At 65.0% G+C, this 18,356-nt stretch carries 17 protein-coding genes; 3 read left to right on the forward strand and 14 right to left on the reverse strand.

Annotated elements, in window-relative coordinates:
• Positions 1 to 3: 3 nt before the first annotated feature.
• The 7 genes from cheD to CU669_RS21355 form a co-directional block, all read right to left on the reverse strand.
• A complete protein-coding gene (gene cheD / locus CU669_RS09035) occupies positions 4 to 642 on the reverse strand; it encodes a chemoreceptor glutamine deamidase CheD (RefSeq protein WP_112143896.1) in 639 nt (212 codons plus the stop codon).
• A complete protein-coding gene (locus CU669_RS09040) occupies positions 639 to 1,487 on the reverse strand; it encodes a CheR family methyltransferase (RefSeq protein ID WP_112144099.1) in 849 nt (282 codons plus the stop codon). Before CU669_RS09040 ends, cheD begins: the two co-directional genes overlap by 4 nt.
• A gap of 171 nt (positions 1,488 to 1,658) precedes the next feature.
• Positions 1,659 to 4,091, reverse strand: coding sequence for a methyl-accepting chemotaxis protein (locus CU669_RS22030; RefSeq protein ID WP_161539627.1), 2,433 nt, complete (start codon positions 4,089 to 4,091; stop codon positions 1,659 to 1,661).
• 49 nt (positions 4,092 to 4,140) lie between these two features.
• On the reverse strand, positions 4,141 to 4,611 hold the full coding sequence (locus CU669_RS09050) for a chemotaxis protein CheW (protein WP_239988628.1): 471 nt from the start codon (positions 4,609 to 4,611) through the stop codon (positions 4,141 to 4,143).
• A 19-nt stretch (positions 4,612 to 4,630) separates the two neighbouring features.
• Positions 4,631 to 6,754 carry a chemotaxis protein CheA gene (locus CU669_RS09055; protein ID WP_112143900.1) on the reverse strand — a complete coding sequence of 708 codons (2,124 nt, stop codon included), beginning with the start codon at positions 6,752 to 6,754 and terminating at the stop codon, positions 4,631 to 4,633.
• 26 nt (positions 6,755 to 6,780) lie between these two features.
• Complete coding sequence (locus tag CU669_RS09060) at positions 6,781 to 7,149, reverse strand: response regulator (protein ID WP_112143902.1); 369 nt, start codon at positions 7,147 to 7,149, stop codon at positions 6,781 to 6,783.
• A gap of 17 nt (positions 7,150 to 7,166) precedes the next feature.
• Positions 7,167 to 7,469: an STAS domain-containing protein gene (locus CU669_RS21355; protein ID WP_161539628.1), complete on the reverse strand. Its 303-nt coding sequence runs from the start codon at positions 7,467 to 7,469 to the stop codon at positions 7,167 to 7,169.
• Between the two features lie 87 nt (positions 7,470 to 7,556).
• Here CU669_RS21355 and CU669_RS21360 point away from each other — a divergent pair, with 87 nt between their 5' ends.
• Positions 7,557 to 7,976 carry a hypothetical protein gene (locus tag CU669_RS21360; protein WP_161539629.1) on the forward strand — a complete coding sequence of 140 codons (420 nt, stop codon included), beginning with the start codon at positions 7,557 to 7,559 and terminating at the stop codon, positions 7,974 to 7,976.
• On the opposite strand, the gene CU669_RS09070 is transcribed toward CU669_RS21360, so the two are convergent.
• The 6 genes from CU669_RS09070 to CU669_RS21570 form a co-directional block, all read right to left on the reverse strand.
• Entirely contained in the window at positions 7,973 to 8,404 is a 432-nt protein-coding gene (locus CU669_RS09070) for a DUF2934 domain-containing protein (protein WP_239988629.1), read from the reverse strand. The genes CU669_RS21360 and CU669_RS09070 overlap by 4 nt on opposite strands.
• A 249-nt stretch (positions 8,405 to 8,653) precedes the next feature.
• Positions 8,654 to 8,905 carry a ribbon-helix-helix domain-containing protein gene (locus tag CU669_RS09075; RefSeq protein WP_112144102.1) on the reverse strand — a complete coding sequence of 84 codons (252 nt, stop codon included), beginning with the start codon at positions 8,903 to 8,905 and terminating at the stop codon, positions 8,654 to 8,656.
• Positions 8,902 to 12,894 (reverse strand): Pls/PosA family non-ribosomal peptide synthetase, encoded by a 3,993-nt coding sequence (locus tag CU669_RS09080; protein WP_112143907.1) that lies wholly within the window; start codon positions 12,892 to 12,894, stop codon positions 8,902 to 8,904. The genes CU669_RS09075 and CU669_RS09080 overlap by 4 nt, the downstream gene beginning before the upstream one ends.
• Positions 12,891 to 13,268, reverse strand: coding sequence for a 4'-phosphopantetheinyl transferase family protein (locus CU669_RS09085; RefSeq protein WP_112143909.1), 378 nt, complete (start codon positions 13,266 to 13,268; stop codon positions 12,891 to 12,893). The genes CU669_RS09080 and CU669_RS09085 overlap by 4 nt, the downstream gene beginning before the upstream one ends.
• Positions 13,269 to 13,270: 2 nt before the next feature.
• The gene (locus CU669_RS09090; RefSeq protein WP_112143911.1) at positions 13,271 to 13,495 is read right to left on the reverse strand and encodes a hypothetical protein; all 225 of its coding nucleotides are present in this window, start codon (positions 13,493 to 13,495) and stop codon (positions 13,271 to 13,273) included.
• A gap of 59 nt (positions 13,496 to 13,554) precedes the next feature.
• Positions 13,555 to 13,719, reverse strand: a complete 165-nt coding sequence (locus CU669_RS21570) for a hypothetical protein (RefSeq protein WP_192884602.1) — start codon at positions 13,717 to 13,719, stop codon at positions 13,555 to 13,557.
• Between the two features lie 481 nt (positions 13,720 to 14,200).
• Between CU669_RS21570 and CU669_RS09095 the strand changes: the two genes are divergently transcribed.
• Together CU669_RS09095 and CU669_RS09100 are read left to right on the forward strand one after the other, a co-directional pair.
• Positions 14,201 to 15,550, forward strand: a complete 1,350-nt coding sequence (locus CU669_RS09095; RefSeq protein ID WP_112143913.1) for an SEL1-like repeat protein — start codon at positions 14,201 to 14,203, stop codon at positions 15,548 to 15,550.
• Positions 15,547 to 17,232: a hypothetical protein gene (locus CU669_RS09100; protein ID WP_112143915.1), complete on the forward strand. Its 1,686-nt coding sequence runs from the start codon at positions 15,547 to 15,549 to the stop codon at positions 17,230 to 17,232. Before CU669_RS09095 ends, CU669_RS09100 begins: the two co-directional genes overlap by 4 nt.
• Positions 17,233 to 17,296: 64 nt before the next feature.
• Here CU669_RS09100 and epmA read toward each other — a convergent pair whose 3' ends face one another.
• Entirely contained in the window at positions 17,297 to 18,340 is a 1,044-nt protein-coding gene (gene epmA / locus CU669_RS09105) for an EF-P lysine aminoacylase EpmA (RefSeq protein ID WP_112143917.1), read from the reverse strand.
• Positions 18,341 to 18,356: the final 16 nt, after the last annotated feature.

Consider the following 18,356-nt stretch of genomic DNA (forward strand, 5'->3'; position numbering starts at 1 on the left):
TTCTCAGGTGAACAATTCGATGTCGCCTTCCACGGGGACATCCTTGAGTTTCGAGCGGTAGGACATTTCGCGATTGAGCACGGCGCGTTCCACGTCCTTTTTCAGGTAAAGGCGGATGACCTTGCCGATGCGCGGAAAGAAGTGGATGCGCCGGGGATGTGGGCCGCCCAGATCCTCGGCGGCGATGCGCAGCCCTTCCTCGCCGAGATAACGCCGCACGAAGGCGGCGTTGCGGTCGCCGATGGGCACGGTTTGGCCGGTGTTCATGGCCGCGACCACATTGCCGCCGCCGAAGACCTTGATCTCCAGGGCCTCGCGCCGGGCGCCGCGCCGCAGCAGGTCGTTGATCAGCTCTTCCATGGCGTGATTGCCGTAGCGCATGGATTTGTCCACCGGCGCGCCGTCGGAACTTCCCGAATCGGGCAGCATGAAATGATTCATGCCGCCGATTTTCATGCGCGGTTCCCACACGCAGGCAGCGACGCAGGATCCCAGCACGGTGACGATCATCTCCTGCCCGGCGGTGGAGACATAGTGCTCGCCGGGCAGAACCTTGACCGCCATGATCTTGAAGGTCGGGTCGAACCAGCGACGGCGCTCGGCCTCGTCCGCCTGGCCCCCCCAGACTTGGTCCTGGGTCATCGAATGCGCCTGTATACGGTCTTGTCGGAGACCTCGAAACGGTCATTCATGCCGATCAAGGATTCGGCATGGCCAAGGTATAGCATTCCGCCCATGGTCAACATGTCGCAATAGCGGTTGAACAGAGCTCTTTGTGTCGGTTTGTCGAAATAGATGGCGACATTGCGACAAAAAATGGCATCGAACGGCCCCTTCATGGGCCAGGGTTCGTGCAGGTTCAGACGCTTGAAGCGAATCAGGCGCTTTACCTCGTCGGCCATCTGCATATGGTCGGGATCGTTGTGGAGGCGGCGCACGAAGCGTTTGCGGTAGGTTTCCGGGATATGGGCGGTATCCTCGGCGGTGTAGATGCCCTCGGCGCCGCGCTTCAGCACATTGGTGTCGATGTCGGTGGCCAGGATCAGGGCGTCCCAGGCTTCGGCCGGCTTCAGCGTGTCGGCGATGGTCATGGCGATGGAATAGGGTTCCTGGCCCGACGAACACCCGGCCGACCAAATGCGCAGCTTGCGGCGCCTCGGCGCTTCCGTCATGCGCGGTTCCAGCACCATGTGGCGAAGATGGTCGAAGTGGTGGGGTTCGCGGAAGAAATTGGTGATGTTGGTGGTGATGGCATTGACCAGATGCTCGATCTCGTCACGCGCCCTGGGGCCGTCCAGCATGGCGCAATAATCGCCGAAATCGCGCAGCCCCAAGGCGCGCAGCCGCTTGACCAAGCGGCCGGACACCATCTGGCGCTTGTGGTCCGACAAGATGATCCCGGTCTCGCGCGACAGAAAGGACGCCAGGAATTGGAAATCCCGATCCCCCAGGTTGAAGTCTGACGGTCGATCTTCGACGGTATTCATCTGACCTCTCTGGCCATGGTCCGGCTTGTCGCGGGGCATCGACGCGGTGCCGCCGGGCATGGAATGTCAAAGTCTTTCGGGCTGATCCGCGTGGATGGCCGGAACACGTCCGGCCATGACGCGGTCGGTAATGGCCCCCCCATCCAGATGGACGGGGGGGGACGCCTGATCCTAGAACTCCGCCCAATCCTCCTCGGCGGTATTGGTCTTGGCGGCCGAGGGAGCCGGGGCCGCGCCGCCATCCGCCTTGCGGTGCAGCTTGGCGAGGTGCGTGGCCGGGGCGGGCTTCTTGGCGGCCGGACGCTGAGCGGCCTTGGCGGGTGTCTTGGCGGCCGGGCGCTCGCGGGTGGCCGGAGCGGCGGCCTTGCCTTCCTCGCCGGTATGGAAGAAGGCCATGACCTCGCCGAGATGGCGGGCCTGATCTTCCAGCGAGTGGGCGGCGGCGGTGCTTTCCTCCACCAGGGCGGCGTTCTGCTGGGTCATTTCGTCCATCTGGGTGATGGCCTGATTGACCTGATCGATGCCCGAGGCCTGTTCCGCCGAGGCGGCGGCGATTTCCGCCACGATATCGGCGACGCGCTTGACCGAGCCCAGGATGTCTTCCAGCGTCTTGCCGGCACCCTTGACCAGATCGGCGCCGGACCGCACCTGACTGGAGCTTTCGGCGATCAGCCCCTTGATCTCCTTGGAGGCCTGGGCGGAGCGCTGGGCCAGATTGCGCACTTCCTGGGCCACCACGGCGAAGCCCTTGCCCGCGTCACCGGCGCGGGCCGCTTCCACGGCGGCGTTCAAGGCCAGAAGGTTGGTCTGGAAGGCGATCTCGTCGATCATGCCGACGATGTCCTCGATCTTCTGCGAGCTGCCCTCGATGCGGCCCATGGCGGAGATGGCGTCATTGACCACCTGGCCGCCGCCGGACGCGACCTCACGGGCGCCCGCCGCCAACTGGTTGGCCTGTTGGGCGTTGGCGGAGTTCTGACGCACGGTGGCGGCCAACTCCTCCATGGAGGCTGCGGTTTCTTCCAGGGCCGAGGCCTGCTGTTCCGAACGCTCGGACAAATCCTGGCTGCCCGCGGCCACTTCGGACGCGGCGCCGGTGATCTGACCGGCGGCTTCGTTGATATTGCTGACCACTTCGAACAGCTTGTCGGCGGTCAGGTTGACGTCGCCCTTCAACTGGCCGAACACCCCGGCATAATCCCCGGTGATGCGTCGGGTCAGGTCGCCCTGCGCCACGGCGCCCAGCACGCCCGCCACGTCCTTCAGGGCGACGCCGGTGAGATGGACCAGATTGTTGACGCCCTCGCACAGATTGAGCAGGAAGCCGGACTTGCCTTCCAGGTCGATGCGGCGGTCGAGGTCGCCAGTGCTGGCGGCCTTGGCCACCTCGGCCACCTCGGCGACGATGGCGGCCTCGCGCTTGCGCTGCTCCTCCTCGGCGGTCCTCTGGGCCTCCTCGGCGGCGCGTTGCTCGGCCTCCATGCGCAGCTTGTCGATGGCATTCTGCTTGAACACCTGGACGGCCTTGGCCATCTCGCCGATTTCGTCCTTGTTGCCCAGGGCGGGCACCTCGACGGAATTGTCACCGCCGGCCAGCTTGACCATGGCGCTGGTCATGTTGTTGACCGGGCCGGTGATGCCGCGGGCGATCAACCAGGCGAACAGGACGCCCAGACCGAGCGCGATGGCGCTGACGGTCAGCACAAGGCGGATGGCGTTTTCATTGGCCTCCTTGTTCCCGGCGACCTCCTTGTCGATCTCGGCATCCAGCTCCTTGGTCAGGCCGTTCGCGATGGTGGCGAAATCGGCGGCCTGCTTGGGCATGGCCACAGTGATCATGTTGGCGGCGGCGTCGACGCTTTTGATCAAGCTGACGAATGACGCATCGTAGCTGGCGATGCCTTGGAGGGTCTCTCGGAGAACCAATTGGGCCTGGGGATTTTTGGACTTGGCCATGGCCGCTTCGGTGTCGGCCTTGAGCTTGCCAAGCCGCTTGGAGGTATTGTCCAGATTTTGCTGTGTCGGCAGGTTGATATAGTTCAAGGCCGCCAGACGGGTGAGGGCCGCTTCCACCTGAATTTCGCTGGCAAGCAAGGCAGCTTGCCAGTCGTTGGCGGCGGCGGACATCTCCTGGACTTTTTCCAGCTTGTCGAGCACCCCGGCACCCACGCCTCGCATGCTGGCTTCGTTTTCGTCGCGGGCCTTGCGGAGCTCGCGGACCTTGGCGAAATCGGCCATATAATCCTCGGCGAGGCGGGCCATCTTGCCCATGGCTTCGCGACGCGTGTCGGAGACGAATGTCTTTTGCGATTCCTTGATGGCACTGATCAGGCTGGCGCCGATATCGCGACCCAGGTTGAACGCCGCTTCTTCACCGGTAAATCCGAACTGGCGAACCATCCGGCGCAGATCGGCGACCTTGGCGTTGATCTTGAGGATGTCCGCGACCTGATCGGAGTGACGGGCGAAGACGGCGCCGCGCTCGGTCGATCCGTTCAGCGCATGCCAGCCGGTATAGCCGAGCACCGCCAGCAGGATAAGGATCATGATGAAGCCTGCGAAAATACGGCTTCCCACCTTGAAATTAGCCATCCAATTCGTCATGTCAGTCCCCTTTGTCCGCACGGGGCGGAAATCCATATGACTTCCGCCCTCAGGCGGCGGCCTCGGCGTTGAGTTCGGAAAGATCCATGTCCTCGAAGGCGAAGACATGGTCAAGATCGAGCAGGGCGACCATGCGGCCCTCGACGGTCACCAATCCGGTCAGGAAACCGGTGGCCACCAATTCAAGTTGCGGTACCGGCTGGATATCCTCGGCGGGGACGGCCAGGATATCGGCCACCGCGTCCACCAGCAGGCCCGCCACCCGGCTGCCTACCGCGACCACCATGATGACATGGCGCGGCGTGGTCTCGGTGGCGTTGCGGCCGAAGCGGGCGCGCAGGTCCAGGATCGGCACGATGGCGCCGCGCAGATTGATGACGCCGCGCATATAGGTGGGTGCGTTGGGCAGCGCCGTGCTGGCGGTCCAGCCCTTGATCTCGCGGATCGCCATGATATCGACGCCGTATTCCTCGTCGCCGATGGTGAACGAGATGAATTGACGGATGGTGTTGTCGGACAAGATCCCCTCCCTCCTAATTCTATTCCGCCGCTTGCGCGGCTGCGGCGGCCTCGACCTGGGCGCGGTTCAGCCTCTCGCCCATGATGCGAAGGGCGCCCACGTCCAGGATCAGGGCGACGCGGCCGTCGCCCAGGATGGTGGCGGCGGAAATGCCCTCCACCGGCCGGTAATTGGAATCCAGGCTCTTGATCACCACCTGCTGCTGGCCCAGCAATTCGTCCACCAGCAAGCCGATGCGGTCGCCGCCCTCGGTCTCCACCACCACCACCAGCCCCCGCGTGCTGTCGGTGATGGCGTTCTTGATGCCGAACAGGTCGTAGAGGCGGATCAGGCGGATATAGTCGCCGCGCAGGGTCAGCACGTCGCCCACATTGACCAGGGTGCGGGCCTGCTGGGCGGTGGGGCGAAGCGATTCGACGATATTGGTCAGCGGCAGGACATAGCGTTCATTGCCGACAGCCACCAGCATGCCGTCCATGACCGCCAGGGTCAGCGGCAGCGACAAGATGAAGCGCGATCCCTGGCCGGGGGTGGATTGGACCACCACGCGGCCGCCCACGTCCTGGATGTTGCGGCGAACCACATCCATGCCGACGCCGCGTCCCGACACGTCCGAAACCTGGGCGGCGGTGGAAAAGCCCGGCGCGAAGATCATCTGATCGATCTGTTCGTCGGTCATCTGGGCGCCGCGATCCACCAGCCCCTTCTCGATGGCCTTTTCCAGCACCCGCTTGCGGTCGATGCCCTTGCCGTCGTCGGAGACCTGGATGATGACGCGGCCCGATCGATGCTCGGCGCCCAGATGGATGGTGCCTTCGGCAGGCTTGCCGTTGGCCATGCGCTCTTCCGGCGATTCGATGCCATGGTCCAGGGAATTGCGGATCAGATGGGTCAGCGGATCGGACAGTTGTTCGATGACCGTCTTGTCCACCTCGGTGCCCTCGCCGCTCATGACGAGGCGGGCCTGCTTGCCCAGCTTGGTGGACAGATCGCGGACCAGACGCGGCGCGCGCGAGAACAGCGCCTTGACCGGCTGGGCGCGGATGGCCATGACGCTTTCCTGCAGCTCGCGGGTGTGGTGCGAAAGCTCTTGCAGCCCCTGGACCAGTTCCGGGTGGGACTCGATGGAAAAGCCGCTGGCCTGCTGGCCCAGCATGGCCTGGGTGATGACCAGCTCGCCCACCATGTTGACCAAGCGATCGACGCGGTCGAGATCGACGCGGATGGAGGAGGTATGGATACCGCCAGCTCCGGCCTCGCCGCCGGCTGGCTTGGCGCCGGGCGGGTGGGCTCCGGCGGTGGGAGCCGCCGCCGCCTGGACCGGGGCCGCCACCGCGTCTGCGGCGGGCGGCATGGGGGCGAACAGGCCCCAGCCGTCGCCTTCCTCGGCCAGCACGGCATCGCCCAGTTGTTCGATCACCACATCGGCGGAATCGCCCGCGACGAATTCGAACACCTCCTCGATGGCGGCGCGTCCCTTGTCGGTGACCAGGGTGAAGGTCCAGGCGAGATAGGCGGCCAGCGCATCCATCTCGGCCAGGGCGGGCAGGCGCGACGCATCGACGGCGACGTCCATGTCGCCCAGGCCGGCCAGTTCGCGCACCATCAGCAGCGGATCGTTGCCGGTCTTGAGCAGCCCTGGCGCCGGGGTCAGGCGGATGGTCCAGGTGGCGAAACCGGTCTTGGCCGGAGCAGGGGCGGGCGGTGCGGCGGCGGCGGGCTTGGGCGCGGGGGCGGGAGTTCCGCCGGTCAGAATGCTCGCCAACTGCGCCTTGACATCGGCGCCGTGGTCGGCGGGAAGGGCGGTTTCCTCCTGGGCGGCGCGCACAAAATCGCCCAGCACGTCGTTGCCGCGCACCAGGATGTCGGCCACATGGGGGGTCAGTTCGGCGCGGCCCGACCGCAGGGCGTCCATGGACGTCTCGAACACATGGGCGAAATGGACCAGATCCTCGAAGGCGAAGGCGCCGCCGCCGCCCTTGATGGAGTGGACGCAACGGAACACCGCATTGAGATCGTCGGCGGATGCGCCGCCCTCTTGCAGACGGGTCAGGGTTTCCTCGGCCGCAGCCAGCAGTTCGGCGCATTCCTCGAAATAGGTCGCCTTGAATCTGGTCAGGTCGTAGGACTGGTCGTCTGCCATGCGTGCTATCCCCCCCCTGTCGAGTGTTACGGGCAGACCTTGGCGACGATCTGCAACAGCTTGTCGGGGCTGAACGGCTTGACGATCCATCCGGTGGCGCCGGCGGAGCGGCCCTCGTCCTTCTTCGACTGGTCGCTTTCGGTGGTCAGGATCAGCACGGGCGTTCCGGCGTGCTGCGGCTGCGCACGGATCTTGCGGACCAGGGTGATGCCGTCCATTTCCGGCATATTGACATCGGTGATGATGACATCGACCTTGGCGGCGGCTTGCAGCGCCTTGAGCGCGGTGACGCCGTTGTCGGCCTCGACCACCGTATAGCCCGCGCCGCGCAGGGTAAAGGACACCATGTCCCGCATGGTCTTGGAATCGTCAACCGCCAGAACGCACTTTCCCATTTCTCACACTTCCTTTGTTAAACCAGTTTCTGGAGGTCGGACGCCAGACCGAGCTGGGTGAAGGTCTCGGTCACGGCGGCGCTGGGGGTTTCAACCTCGAACCGTCGGGCGGCCCCCTTGAAGCCACCGGAGGCGGACAGTACCACCTGGACGGCCGCGGTGGACAGCCGTTCCACGCTGGCGGCCTTAAGCACGACGTCGGCGGCGCTGTCGCGCGCCAGGGCATCAAGCAGGATGTCGCGCAGCTCGGCGGCGACGGGAAGATCGACGACGGTCGGCAGTTCGATCTCGAGCCGTCCGTTGCCTTCTTTGAGTTCCATGCCAATGTCCTTGAAGTTCCTGTGGACCGGGGAGGGATAATACGGCAAATTCCAAGCCCAAGTAAGGGGGGAGGACCAGTTGAGCCTATGGCAAGCGTAATCACCAAGACCGGCCCGTGGAACATGACCGTCTACACCTACGAATCGGGTGACGCGGAGAATCCGCTTGGCCGTCTCGACGACCGGGATATCACCCTGATTCCCTTTGGCGCCGTGGAGCTTTCGGCCGAGGGAACCGTTCTCGGCCATAACGACACCGAGCCTGATCTGGGCGGTGGCGCGCGGGCACCCATCGTCGGGCGCGACTTCTTCACCGATGTGGCCGGTTGGGCCAGGGGATCGGCCATCGCTGACGAATTCAAGAAGGGCGTCGCCAATGGCGAGTTGAACGTGGTGTTCGACTGCGCCCACGCCCGCTTGCCCTACCGGGTGCGCCTCCATCTTAAGGTCAGCCCGATCCTGGGAACCTATTGGGCCTTCATCAAGCGGCTGCAGCGCGCGAGCTAGGTTCCCGAAACTTCCATCTCCTCCAGCAGCCAGTGGTCCATGTCGTTGCCGAACGGGCGACCACGGTCTTCCCAAATGGCATGGGCGCGGCTACGGATGGCCTCGATATCGCTGCCCTCGGCCAGAGCCGCCGACACCTGCCGGTTGATGTCGATCAGCGCCAGGATCTGGTCGTCGCGTCCGCCTCGCCCCGATGCTTGGCAGGTCGTCTTCATGGCATAGGCCACCATGCGGCGGTTGGGCACCTGCCATGACCGCATGGCCGCTAAATGACCGATGCTCCGCCAGACCCGGCGATTGCGTTCCAGCGCGCCCAGAAACGTCGGGGCGTCGGCGGCGCGATCAAGGTCGCGGGCGGCATCCTCCAGGGCCAAGGCACCGGTTTCGGCAAGGCTCAACGTATGGCGGCAACTCATGGCTATCGGCATTCTCATCTCAACCGGAAAGATGAATAGTATCAATAACAATCCAACCTAGCAAGTTTGCATCGGTGACGTTTGGGTGACGATCCCGCCAGTGATCCAGATCAAAGCGGGCGCCACGGGGCGCTGCTAGATTTGATGATCGTCATATTCGAGATGTGGGGGAACACATGGTTATCGACGACACCGCGAGAATCGCCCTTGGATTCCTGGTCGCCATTCTGGCTGTCACCGGCGGACTGACTTGGTTTGTGCTCAGTCGCATGAAATAGGCAGGGAAGGTGGGGCGGTCCTTGCGGCCGCCCGCGCCTTCAACTCCGCCAGCACGAACAGGCGGATCGCCGAGGACAGGTTCCCGTCGCGGCCGGAATCGATCTCGGCCACCAATTGGTTGACCGAAACGCCGCGCGTTTCGGCCATGCCCTTCAGCTCGTCCCAAAATGCCGCCTCGATGGTCACGCTGGTGGCGTGACCGGCGATCGTCACCGATCGCTTGGCGATGGTCATGCGCTCGTCCGCTTGGGCGCCGTCTGGGCGGGGGCGCCTTCCCATTCGCCGTGGGCGGGAATGGATTCACCCTTCATGACGATGGTCAGCGCGCCGATACGGGCGAATTCGCCCACCTGGGTGTCGTAGAGCACGGTGGAGCCGCTGCCGATGGTCACGCCACGGCTGAGATTGACGCGTCCGACCTTCATCACCCGATCCTCGTAGAGATGGGTCTGAAGCGCCGACAGCGAATTGATGACGCAGAAATCGCCCACATTGATGCAATCGAATTCGGTGATGTCGGTGGTGTCCATATAGACGCCCGCGCCGAACCGGCAACCATAGAGCCACAGAACCCAGGGCAGGAACGGAGTGCCGCGCAGATGGTCCAGCAGCACCTTGCCCGCCAGTCCCCAATACATCACGGCGACCGCCTCGGTGCGCAAGGCCCACCACGACCACATGGGCTTGGCGGTGGGCTTGTAGACTCCCATCATCAGCCATTTCACCGCCACCGAGCACCCCGCCAGGGCCAGCGAGATGGCCACCGAGGCAAGGATGAACAGCAGCGTCACCGTGGCGTATTCGCGCCGGGTGATGAACGGTTCCAGGGTTTCCACCGTGGTGATGCCGAAGGTGATGAACAGCATGGTGGGCAGCGAGACCGCGAAGGCCTCGAATACCGCCCGCAGGATCCGCCGCCAACGAGGCGGCTCATAGGTCCAGTTGGCGCCGACGGCGTCGAAGCGCTGGCGGACCGGCAGCTTGATGGGCGGGCTGCCGAACCAGGTGTCGCCGGGGCTCATCTCGTGGTTGGCGGGCGGGCGCGACTTGATGCCGATCAGGGTGCCGGTGGGGATCAGGCAGCCCGGCGGCACCACCGCGTCGTTGCCGACGAAGACGCGGGCCTCGGTCTTGACCGGTTCCAGATGCATCCAGCCGCGCCGGATGCTCTCGTCGCCCAGCACCACTTCGTCGGCGATGAAGCATTTCTCGCCGATATCGGTGAGGTCGTAGCGACCGGAAAGATTGCATGAAATCTCGGCGTCCTTGCCGATCTTGGCGCCCATCAGCCGGTACCACAGTCGCATATAGACCGTGGCGTACAGCGAAGACAGGGTTTCCAGCATCAGTTCGGTGGCCAGCGCCACGATCCATTTGCGCACGTAAAACCCGCCATAGACCGAGTAATGCCCGGCGGTGACCACCGGTAAAACGGTCCAGCGCACCACGGCGATCAACAGCACCGTGATGGCGATCAGCGCCATGGAGGTCGGCCAGGCCATGACGGGCAGGGTCATGATGAAGTCCTGGGTCTCGTTCACATTCAAGACATCGTTCATCTTCTCGAAGATCTTGAAGGCGGGGAAGATGGGCAACAGGCTGATGGGCGGCAGCACCACCAGCATCAGGGCGTAAAAGGCGGTCAACAGCAGCTTGCGGCCGGTGCTGGCCTTGGCCGCCTCGGGCAGGGCATCCTTGTCGACCATGCCGATCTTGCGGGCGGGCGAGCCGTCCCAATGCTCGTAGGCGGCGATCCGCATGCCCGGCGCCACCGCCGTCATGTCGCCCAGTTCGCCGCCGGTCTCGATGGTCACGTCATGGCCGACCACGCAGGACGAGCCGATATAGGCGTCGTCGCCGATGTGGATGCGACCGATGACCAACTCGTCGCCGATGGCCTCGGCATTGGCGAGTCGCAGCTTGCCGCCGGTGGCGACGCCGTCGCCGATCTCCACCAGATCGAAGGCGCCCGCTTCCAGTTCCGAGATGATGCAGTCGCTGCCCACCTTGGCGCCCAGCAGGCGCAGATAGATCCCCATGATGGGGGTTCCCTGGAACCACTTGATATGGGCGACGCTGACCACCCGCTGGGCCAGCCACCAGCGGAAATAATAGACGCCCCACAGCTTGTAGCGGCCCGGCTTGGTGCGGCCCAGGATTACCCATTTCAAGGCGATGGAAACGGAGATGGTGCCGATATTGATGAAGGCGTAGACCACCATCAGGGTGCCGACCTCGCCGAGGAATCCGGCATCCTCGCCCGATAGCAGCATGTAGCTGATGAAAACGCCCAGCCAAGGCGCCGTGGTCAGGGCCAGAACGAAGGGCATGGCGATGGCCTGGGCCAACCCGCACAGGAAACGGCGGGTCAGGCTGGGCGGCGCGAAGGACAGATCGGCCGCCACGGCGTCCGCCGCCGGAGCGCGGGCGTCCAGCACGGCGGCCATGCCTCGCAAGCTTCGTTGGGCATAGATTTCGTTCAGGGTCAGGCTGGCCAGGGCGGGAGTCTCGCGCACCGCCGAGACGAATTTGGCCGCCAGCAGGGAATGGCCGCCCAGATCGGTGAAGAAATCGGCGTCGAACGGAATGCTTTGTCCGGGGAACACCCGCCGGGCGGCGTCAAGCAGCGCCGCTTCGGTGGCGCTGCTGGCGGCTTCCTGGGCCTCCGCCGAGACGGTGCCCAGCGCAATGGCTTTCAGCGCCCGGCGGTCCACCTTGCCCGAGATCAGGCGGGGCAGTTGGTCCAGCCTCAGATAATGCGACGGCACCATATAGGCGGGCAACTGAACGCGCAGCGTCTCGCGAAGGGCGGCGGTATCGATCTCTTGGTCGCTCACCAGATAGGCCACCAGCCGCTCGATGCCGTCGTCGCCGCGCAGCGACACGGCGGCCTGGGTAATGCCGGGCTGACCGGCAAGGCGGGCCTCGATTTCGCCCAGCTCGACACGAAAACCGCGAATCTTGACCTGATCGTCGATGCGGCCGTGAAAGGCGAGGTTGCCGTTCTCGTCCAGGCTGACGGCGTCGCCCGAGCGGTAGAGGACGGGGGCGGAGCCTGTCGGCTCCCACGGATTGGCGATGAACTTCTCGGCGGTCAGTTCGGGTCGGCCGAGGTAACCGGCGGCGATGCCGGGGCCGCCGATCAGCAACTCACCGGTGGCGCCGGACACGACCGGATTGAGAACCTCGTCGACGATCCAGCAGGAATAATTGGGAATGGGCCGCCCGATGGTGACGGTGCTGCCCGGCAAGACCTCGGCCACGGTGGCGACCACGGTGGCCTCGGTGGGGCCATAGGTGTTGAAGATGCGGCGGCCGTCACGGCACCAGCGCTCGGCCAGGGCCGGAGGCAGGGCCTCGCCTCCCAGCAGGATCAGCCGCAGCGACGGCACATCGCGGGGCAGCAACGACAAAAGGGTCGGCACCGTGTCCAGCACGGTGATTCCGGCCTTGGTCAGCACGTCGGGAAGCTGGTCCGCCTCGGCCAGGGTCTGGCGTCCGGCGACCCAGAGCGAGGCTCCCGCCAGATAGGGGACGAAAATTTCCTCCAGCGACAGATCGAACGCCACCGAGGCACCTTGAAACATCACGTCCGATGCCCGCACGTCGTAAAGCGAATTGGCCGATCGCAGGAAATGGCAAATATTGCGGTGGCTGATGACGATGGCCTTGGGCTTGCCGGTGGAGCCCGAGGTATAGATGGCATAGGCGGCATCGGTGGCCCCGGCGCCCTGGGCTCGCGGGTCCGGCGCCGCGCCGTCCGTGGCTTCTTCCAACAGGGCGGGAAGCGGCAGCATGACGGCGGGGAGGGGGCGGACGACTCCGCCCGCGGTGACGGCATCGACGATGACGGCGGCGGCGGCGCAGTCGTCCAGGCATTCCGCCACCCGATCGGCCGGTGCGTCGGTGTCGAACGGAATATAGGCGGCGCCCGCCCGCAAGATACCCAGCAGCGCCACATGCAGGTCAAGGGAGCGGCTCATCCACAGCCCGACGAAGGCGCCACGGCCGATGCCTCGCTTGGCCAGGGCACAGGCGACCCGCTCGGCACGGGCGGCCAGTTCGCCATAGGTCAGGGTGGTGTCGCCAAAGGTAATGGCGGCGGCATCGGGGGTGCGGGCGGCGCTGGCGGCGAAAATCTCCCACAGCATCTCATCGCGCAGGAGAGAGGGGTCGATCGGGCCATGCAGGGGAGCGGGCAAAGAGGCGGGAGGCTGATTCATGGGGATCCAATGGGCCTGCCCGGCACGACATCGGCGCGGGCGGCAATGACCAAAGCTTCATCAACGATGGAGGTATACCAAACGACAGTATAGGGGGCGCCGTTCAGCACTGCAACGACCGGCGGCCATGATGGTTTCGTGGCCGCAAGGGGGCTGAAATCGGGAGCGGCCAGCCAGGATGCCTCGTGGGGCGCGAAGAACGCGGTGGCGGTGGGCAGGGCATGGCCGCACTGATTCAGGGGTTCCAGATCAACCCCCACCGGCCCCCGCGAGGATACGGCTATGGCCAGCAATCGGTCGCGCAAGACGGCGGCACGGGCGGCGGGATGATCCGCCACCCGACGATGCAGCCAGGTCTGGTCGTCCAGTCGCAACGTTATTGGCCGGGGGTGCGGCAGATGGCCTTGATGGCGCCGCGCGGATTGCCCGACATCTCCCCGATCTTGCGGTCCTGGGCCTCGATCAGCCATTTGGCGGGGTCGTCGCCTTCCGGACCCAGCAGTTCGGCGCTGGGAATCTTGCGGTTGGAACTCAGGGTTCCGTCCTCATAGGTCACGTTGAACAACACATAGGTGTTGTCCGTGGGCTTCTTGCGGGCCATGGCCCCCTCCGGTCAGTGTTGGGGCAGGTCATAGAACCTGCGTCATCGCTCGGCAAGGGCTATTGCGGCGGCGGCTCGTCGGGCTGGGATTCGGTGCTGGAGTCGTCGTTTGTCTTGCGCTTGGCGGTGTCTTCCTCCAGCTGGCGCATCTTTTCGTTCTTCTTGGCTTGCTTGGCCCGGTTACGGTCGTTGCGAAGCTGATTGTAATTCGGCTTGAAAGCCATGGGGCGGGTCCTGTGACGGCGGGAGGATCAGGGATCGGGAGTGACGACGTCGGCGATGACCACCGGCGCGGGGCGGCGGAGCGCACCGGCGGGGCGCCAGCCGACATAGACGACGCGGCGGTGCTCAAGACACCAAGGCCCGCCATCGCGAGTGGGGACACCGCACCAAGTCGCCGTGCCGGATCTGACGTCTCCATCGATCCATCGGCAACAATTATCGGCAGGTCTTTCCATTAAATAGTCCCTCACTGTTATGGGGATTGATTGTGGCATATATGGCGACATAACGCTATGAAAGCCTATAATCTTGATATTGCAGTGCAAATTCGGCGTTTTCTTCACGAATGATTTTTTCCTGAACTCATGGTCACCGGTTCTGGAGATTTTTAGCCCAGGAAGCCTGAGACCTATTCGCAAACTCGACAGGCGGGTGCCGATGCGGCATGCTTCATCTCGACGAGGTTGAAGGCGGACAGAAGTCATGGCGCGCGAACCAGAAATCGTCATCCGGTACAAGCAACTGGCGCTCGAAAACGACCCGGTTGCTCAGTTCAAGCTGGGTGACCTCTATCGCCTGGGCTATCAGGTCAAGCGGGATGTGGACGAGGCGGTGGTCTGGCTGGTGCGTGCCGCCCGCCAGGGCCATAAGGACGCCATCAATCTTTTGAAGAAGATGGAGGCCGACGGCGTCGATATTAACCGCAAGGTGGAAGATCTGCCGCCGAAAGCTCCGCCGCCCCTGGAACGATCCGAGCCGGTCGTCGCGCCGCCGCCGCCCAGGCCCAAAATCACTTTTCCTTCCGTTCCGGCACCGCCACCGCCGCCCGCACAGGAGAAGGCCGCGAAGGCGAAGGTGATCGCCCTGCCGGTCATCGAGGTGGAGACCGACCCGCTTCAGATCGGCGAGGAAAAAGAAGTGGACCCGGCGCTTCTCAAGGCCGCCGCCGACAAGGGGGAGGCGGCCGCCCTGGTGGCCCTGGGCAATGCCTATCGCGAGGGCAAGGGCGTCCCGGTCGATCCGGCGGAGGCGTTCCGTCTCTATTCCCTGGCTGCCCAGGCGGGCGATGCGCGGGGGCAGTACTCGCTGGCGGTCATGTATGATCTTGGGCTGGGCGTGGCGCAAAGCGCCGCCCATGCGCTGAAATGGTTCCGCGAGGCGGCCAAGCAGGGCGACGCGGCCTCTCAGTTCAACCTGGGCAACATGATCCGCATGGGGCGCGGTGTCGAGGCCAGCCCCGACGTGGCGGCCAAATGGTACAGGCAGGCCGCCGACCAGGGTGATTCCGCCGCTCTGTTCGCCCTGGGCGCGCTGCACGAGGCGGGAAGCGGCGTCGAGCGCAACGAGGAACTCGCGGTCGAACTGTATCGCCAGGCGGCCGAGCTGGGCGAGGCGGAGGCGCAGTTCAACCTCGCCAACATGCTGCGCCAGGGCAGGGGGGCCGAGGCCGATCCGGCCGAGGCGGCCTCGCTGTGCCGCCGGGCGGCGGCGCAGGGCTTGCCCGCGGCCCAGTATAATTTCGGCCTGATGCTGCTGATGGGGGCGGGCGTCGATAAGGACGAAGCCTCCGCCGCCTTCTGGCTGCGCCGCGCCGCCCAGGCGGGCAATCCCGCCGCCCAGTACCAACTGGCCATCATGTGCGAGCGCGGCCAGGGCGTGGCCGCCGATCCCGTCGAGGCGCATGTCTGGCTCAGTCTCGCCGCCGAATCCTCGCTGGCGGTGGTGGCCGACAATGCGCGCAAGGCCGCCGAGGCGCTGGCGGCCAGACTCGGCGATTCCGGTCTGGCCGAATCCAACCGTCGCAAGAAGTCCCTGGCGGAGGCCTCGTCATGAGCGGGCCAAAGACCTCGTTCGAGGTCCAAGTCATGGAGGACAAGCACTGGGTCATCGCCGAAATGGCCGGTGACGAGGAAAAGGCCAAGGCCTTCGCCGAAAGCATCGCTCAGGCGGGAAATCACTCGGCGGTGCGGGTGGTGAAGGACTACCAGCGCATCGACGGCACCCATACCGAGACGGTGGTGCTGGAAAAGCAGATCGCGGCCAAGGGGCCAAGCGACCCCACCCTGGCCAATATCACCGATGCGCCGCTGTGTGCCGAGCTCGAGGATTTCTACGGTCAGCCGTCGCGCACCACCATCGGCAAGCTGCTGCGCAAATATCTCGACGAGGCGCTGATCACGCCCACCGAGCTGCTGCACGACGCCAAGGAGATGAAGCGATTCGGCGACAAGGGCAATCTGCTGTTCGGCGCCATCGACAAGGTGTCCAGCCTGCAAGCCAAGGCGGCGGGCGACGAGAACAGCAAGGCCCGCAAGGACTTCCTCGACAAATCGTGGGAACAGCTTCAGGCCCGCGCCAAGGAGTTCGTCGGCAAGAAGCCCAAGACCCCGGCCAATTTCGCCGAGGCGGTCAAGGGCAGCGGCGGCGATCCTTTCACCCTGCGCGCCCTGATGGTCATGGCCTTGCTGGAAAAGCGCAGTTGGTTCGGCAAGCTGGACATGCTGATCGCCTGGGCGGCGGAACCGGCGGGCGAGGCCAATATGAGCGTCATCGACGGCGTCATCGCCGATTTGATGGTGCCCGCCCAGGTCATCCAGGACTTGCTGGGTTTCCAGTCCAATCTGTCGGCGGCGCTGTGCACCATCGTCAATCTGGTCGAAGGCAAGGCGGAGGCCGCCAAATTCGCGCCGCAGACCTTCACGGATCTGAACACCCTGTTCGCGGCGGGGCGCCTGCCCTTGACCCGCGAGGTGCTGATGGCGCGGGTGATGCGCGAGATCGGCGGCACCAATCCGCTGTCGCGCAACGACCCCGACCAAGAGTTCGAGATGTTCCACAAGATGCTGCATCGTCTGGTGGACAAGGACAGCGTGACCGGCGGGCCGCCCTTGGCCGAGTCGCTGCTGCAGCGCGGCTCGCGGGTGCTCAATTCCGGCGGCGCCACCGTGGCGGCGCCCCAGGCCCTGCAATTGATGCTGGGGGCCTTGTCCGACGGTTGCGTCCGCCTGCAGTTCCTGCTGACGCTGTGCGCCTCCTCCCTGGGCAAGAGCATGGGCGAAGTGCTGACCGAGGTGCTGGACAACCATGTGCGGCGCTCCAAGCATATCGATCAGTGGATCGCGGTGCGCCTGCCGCCGCCCCAGCGCATGGCGGCGCTGACGGCGGCCAACAAGGCGCTGCGAACCTGCCCTGTGCTCGCCGACGACTTCAAGAAGGCGCTGGCCGATCTGATCGACGACGTCATGGTCCGCTACCTGACCGAGGAAGGCATCATCGAGAAGGTGGACAAGCCCGACGATCCCCTGGCGGCCCGCGCCGTGCGGTTGGTGAAGTTCTGCGGCGCAGGCGTCTTGATCGAGGGCAAGTCGCTCAACATGGCCAAGGCCCGCGTCATCGAGCATCTGCGCCAGAAGCAGTTCGAGGAAAAGTTCGTCGCCAGTTGCCCTGACCCGTCCCAGGGAGAGAAAAGCCTGCGCGACTTTCACAAGCTGCTGGTGGAATGCGGCTTCGGGTGATCCGGCTGGGGCGGGCAAGATGCCCGCGCTCCGATGCCGTTGGAGCGCGGCCGTCCCGGCCGCATCACACCACCGGCGCCCACAGCACCTCGTCGATGCGTTCCGCTCCGGCCAGCAGCATGACCAGGCGGTCGAAGCCCAGCGCGATGCCGGAGGCCTCGGGCATGCCGTATTCCAGGGCGGCCAGGAAATCCTCGTCCACCGGATGGCTGTCGCCATATAGCTCCTGCTTCAACCTCATATCGGCCTCGAAGCGGCGGCGCTGCTCGGCGGCGTCGGTCAATTCTCCGAAAGCGTTGGCCAACTCGACCCCCATCGCATAGGCCTCGAAGCGTTCCGCCACCCTGGAATCCGTGGGCGAGGGGCGCGACAGCGCCGCCATGGAGACGGGATAGGAATGCAGGAAGACCGGGAGGTCGAAGCCCAGATGGGGCTCGATGCGGTCCATCATCACCTTGAAGAAGATGTCGTCCCAGCGATCGGATTCGCTGACCGAGATGCCGATGCGGCGGGCCTCGGCGGCCAACAGGTCGCGGTCGGGCGCCTGGGGATCGGGGGCGGTGGCCAGGATGTCGATCCCGGCGTATTCGCCAAAGGCCTCGGCCACCGACAGCCGCCGCCATGGGAGAAAAGGATCGCAGGACAGGCCGCCGCGCCGCAGGGACGTAACCCCGGCCGCCGTGGCGCAGGTCCGGGTCAACGCTTCCATGTCCTCCATCAGCCGTTCCAGGCTTTCGCCCGCCCGATACCATTCCAGCATGGTGAATTCGGGGTGATGGGTGGCGGAGCGCTCGGCGTTGCGGAACACCCGCGCCATCTGGTAGAGGCGCGGCACGCCCGCCACCAGCAGCTTCTTCATGGCGAATTCGGGACTGGTGTGCAGGCCGAGAATCACATCGGGGCCGCCATAGGCATCGCTAAGGGCGGTGGTGAAGGCCTTCAGATGGGGCTCCATGCCCGGCGAGACCTGGAGGCAGGGGGTTTCCACCTCGGCGAAGTCCTGGGCGGCGAAAAAGCCGCGAACCGCCTGGACGGCCTTGCCGCGAAGGACGAGATTATCCCTGCGGGTGGCGAAAACCTCCGGGTGCCACCACTTGTTAGCCGTCATCTGTTTTTCCTTCGCG

The sequence above is a fragment of the Paramagnetospirillum kuznetsovii genome (assembly GCF_003284725.1).
Classification (GTDB): domain Bacteria; phylum Pseudomonadota; class Alphaproteobacteria; order Rhodospirillales; family Magnetospirillaceae; genus Phaeospirillum; species Phaeospirillum kuznetsovii.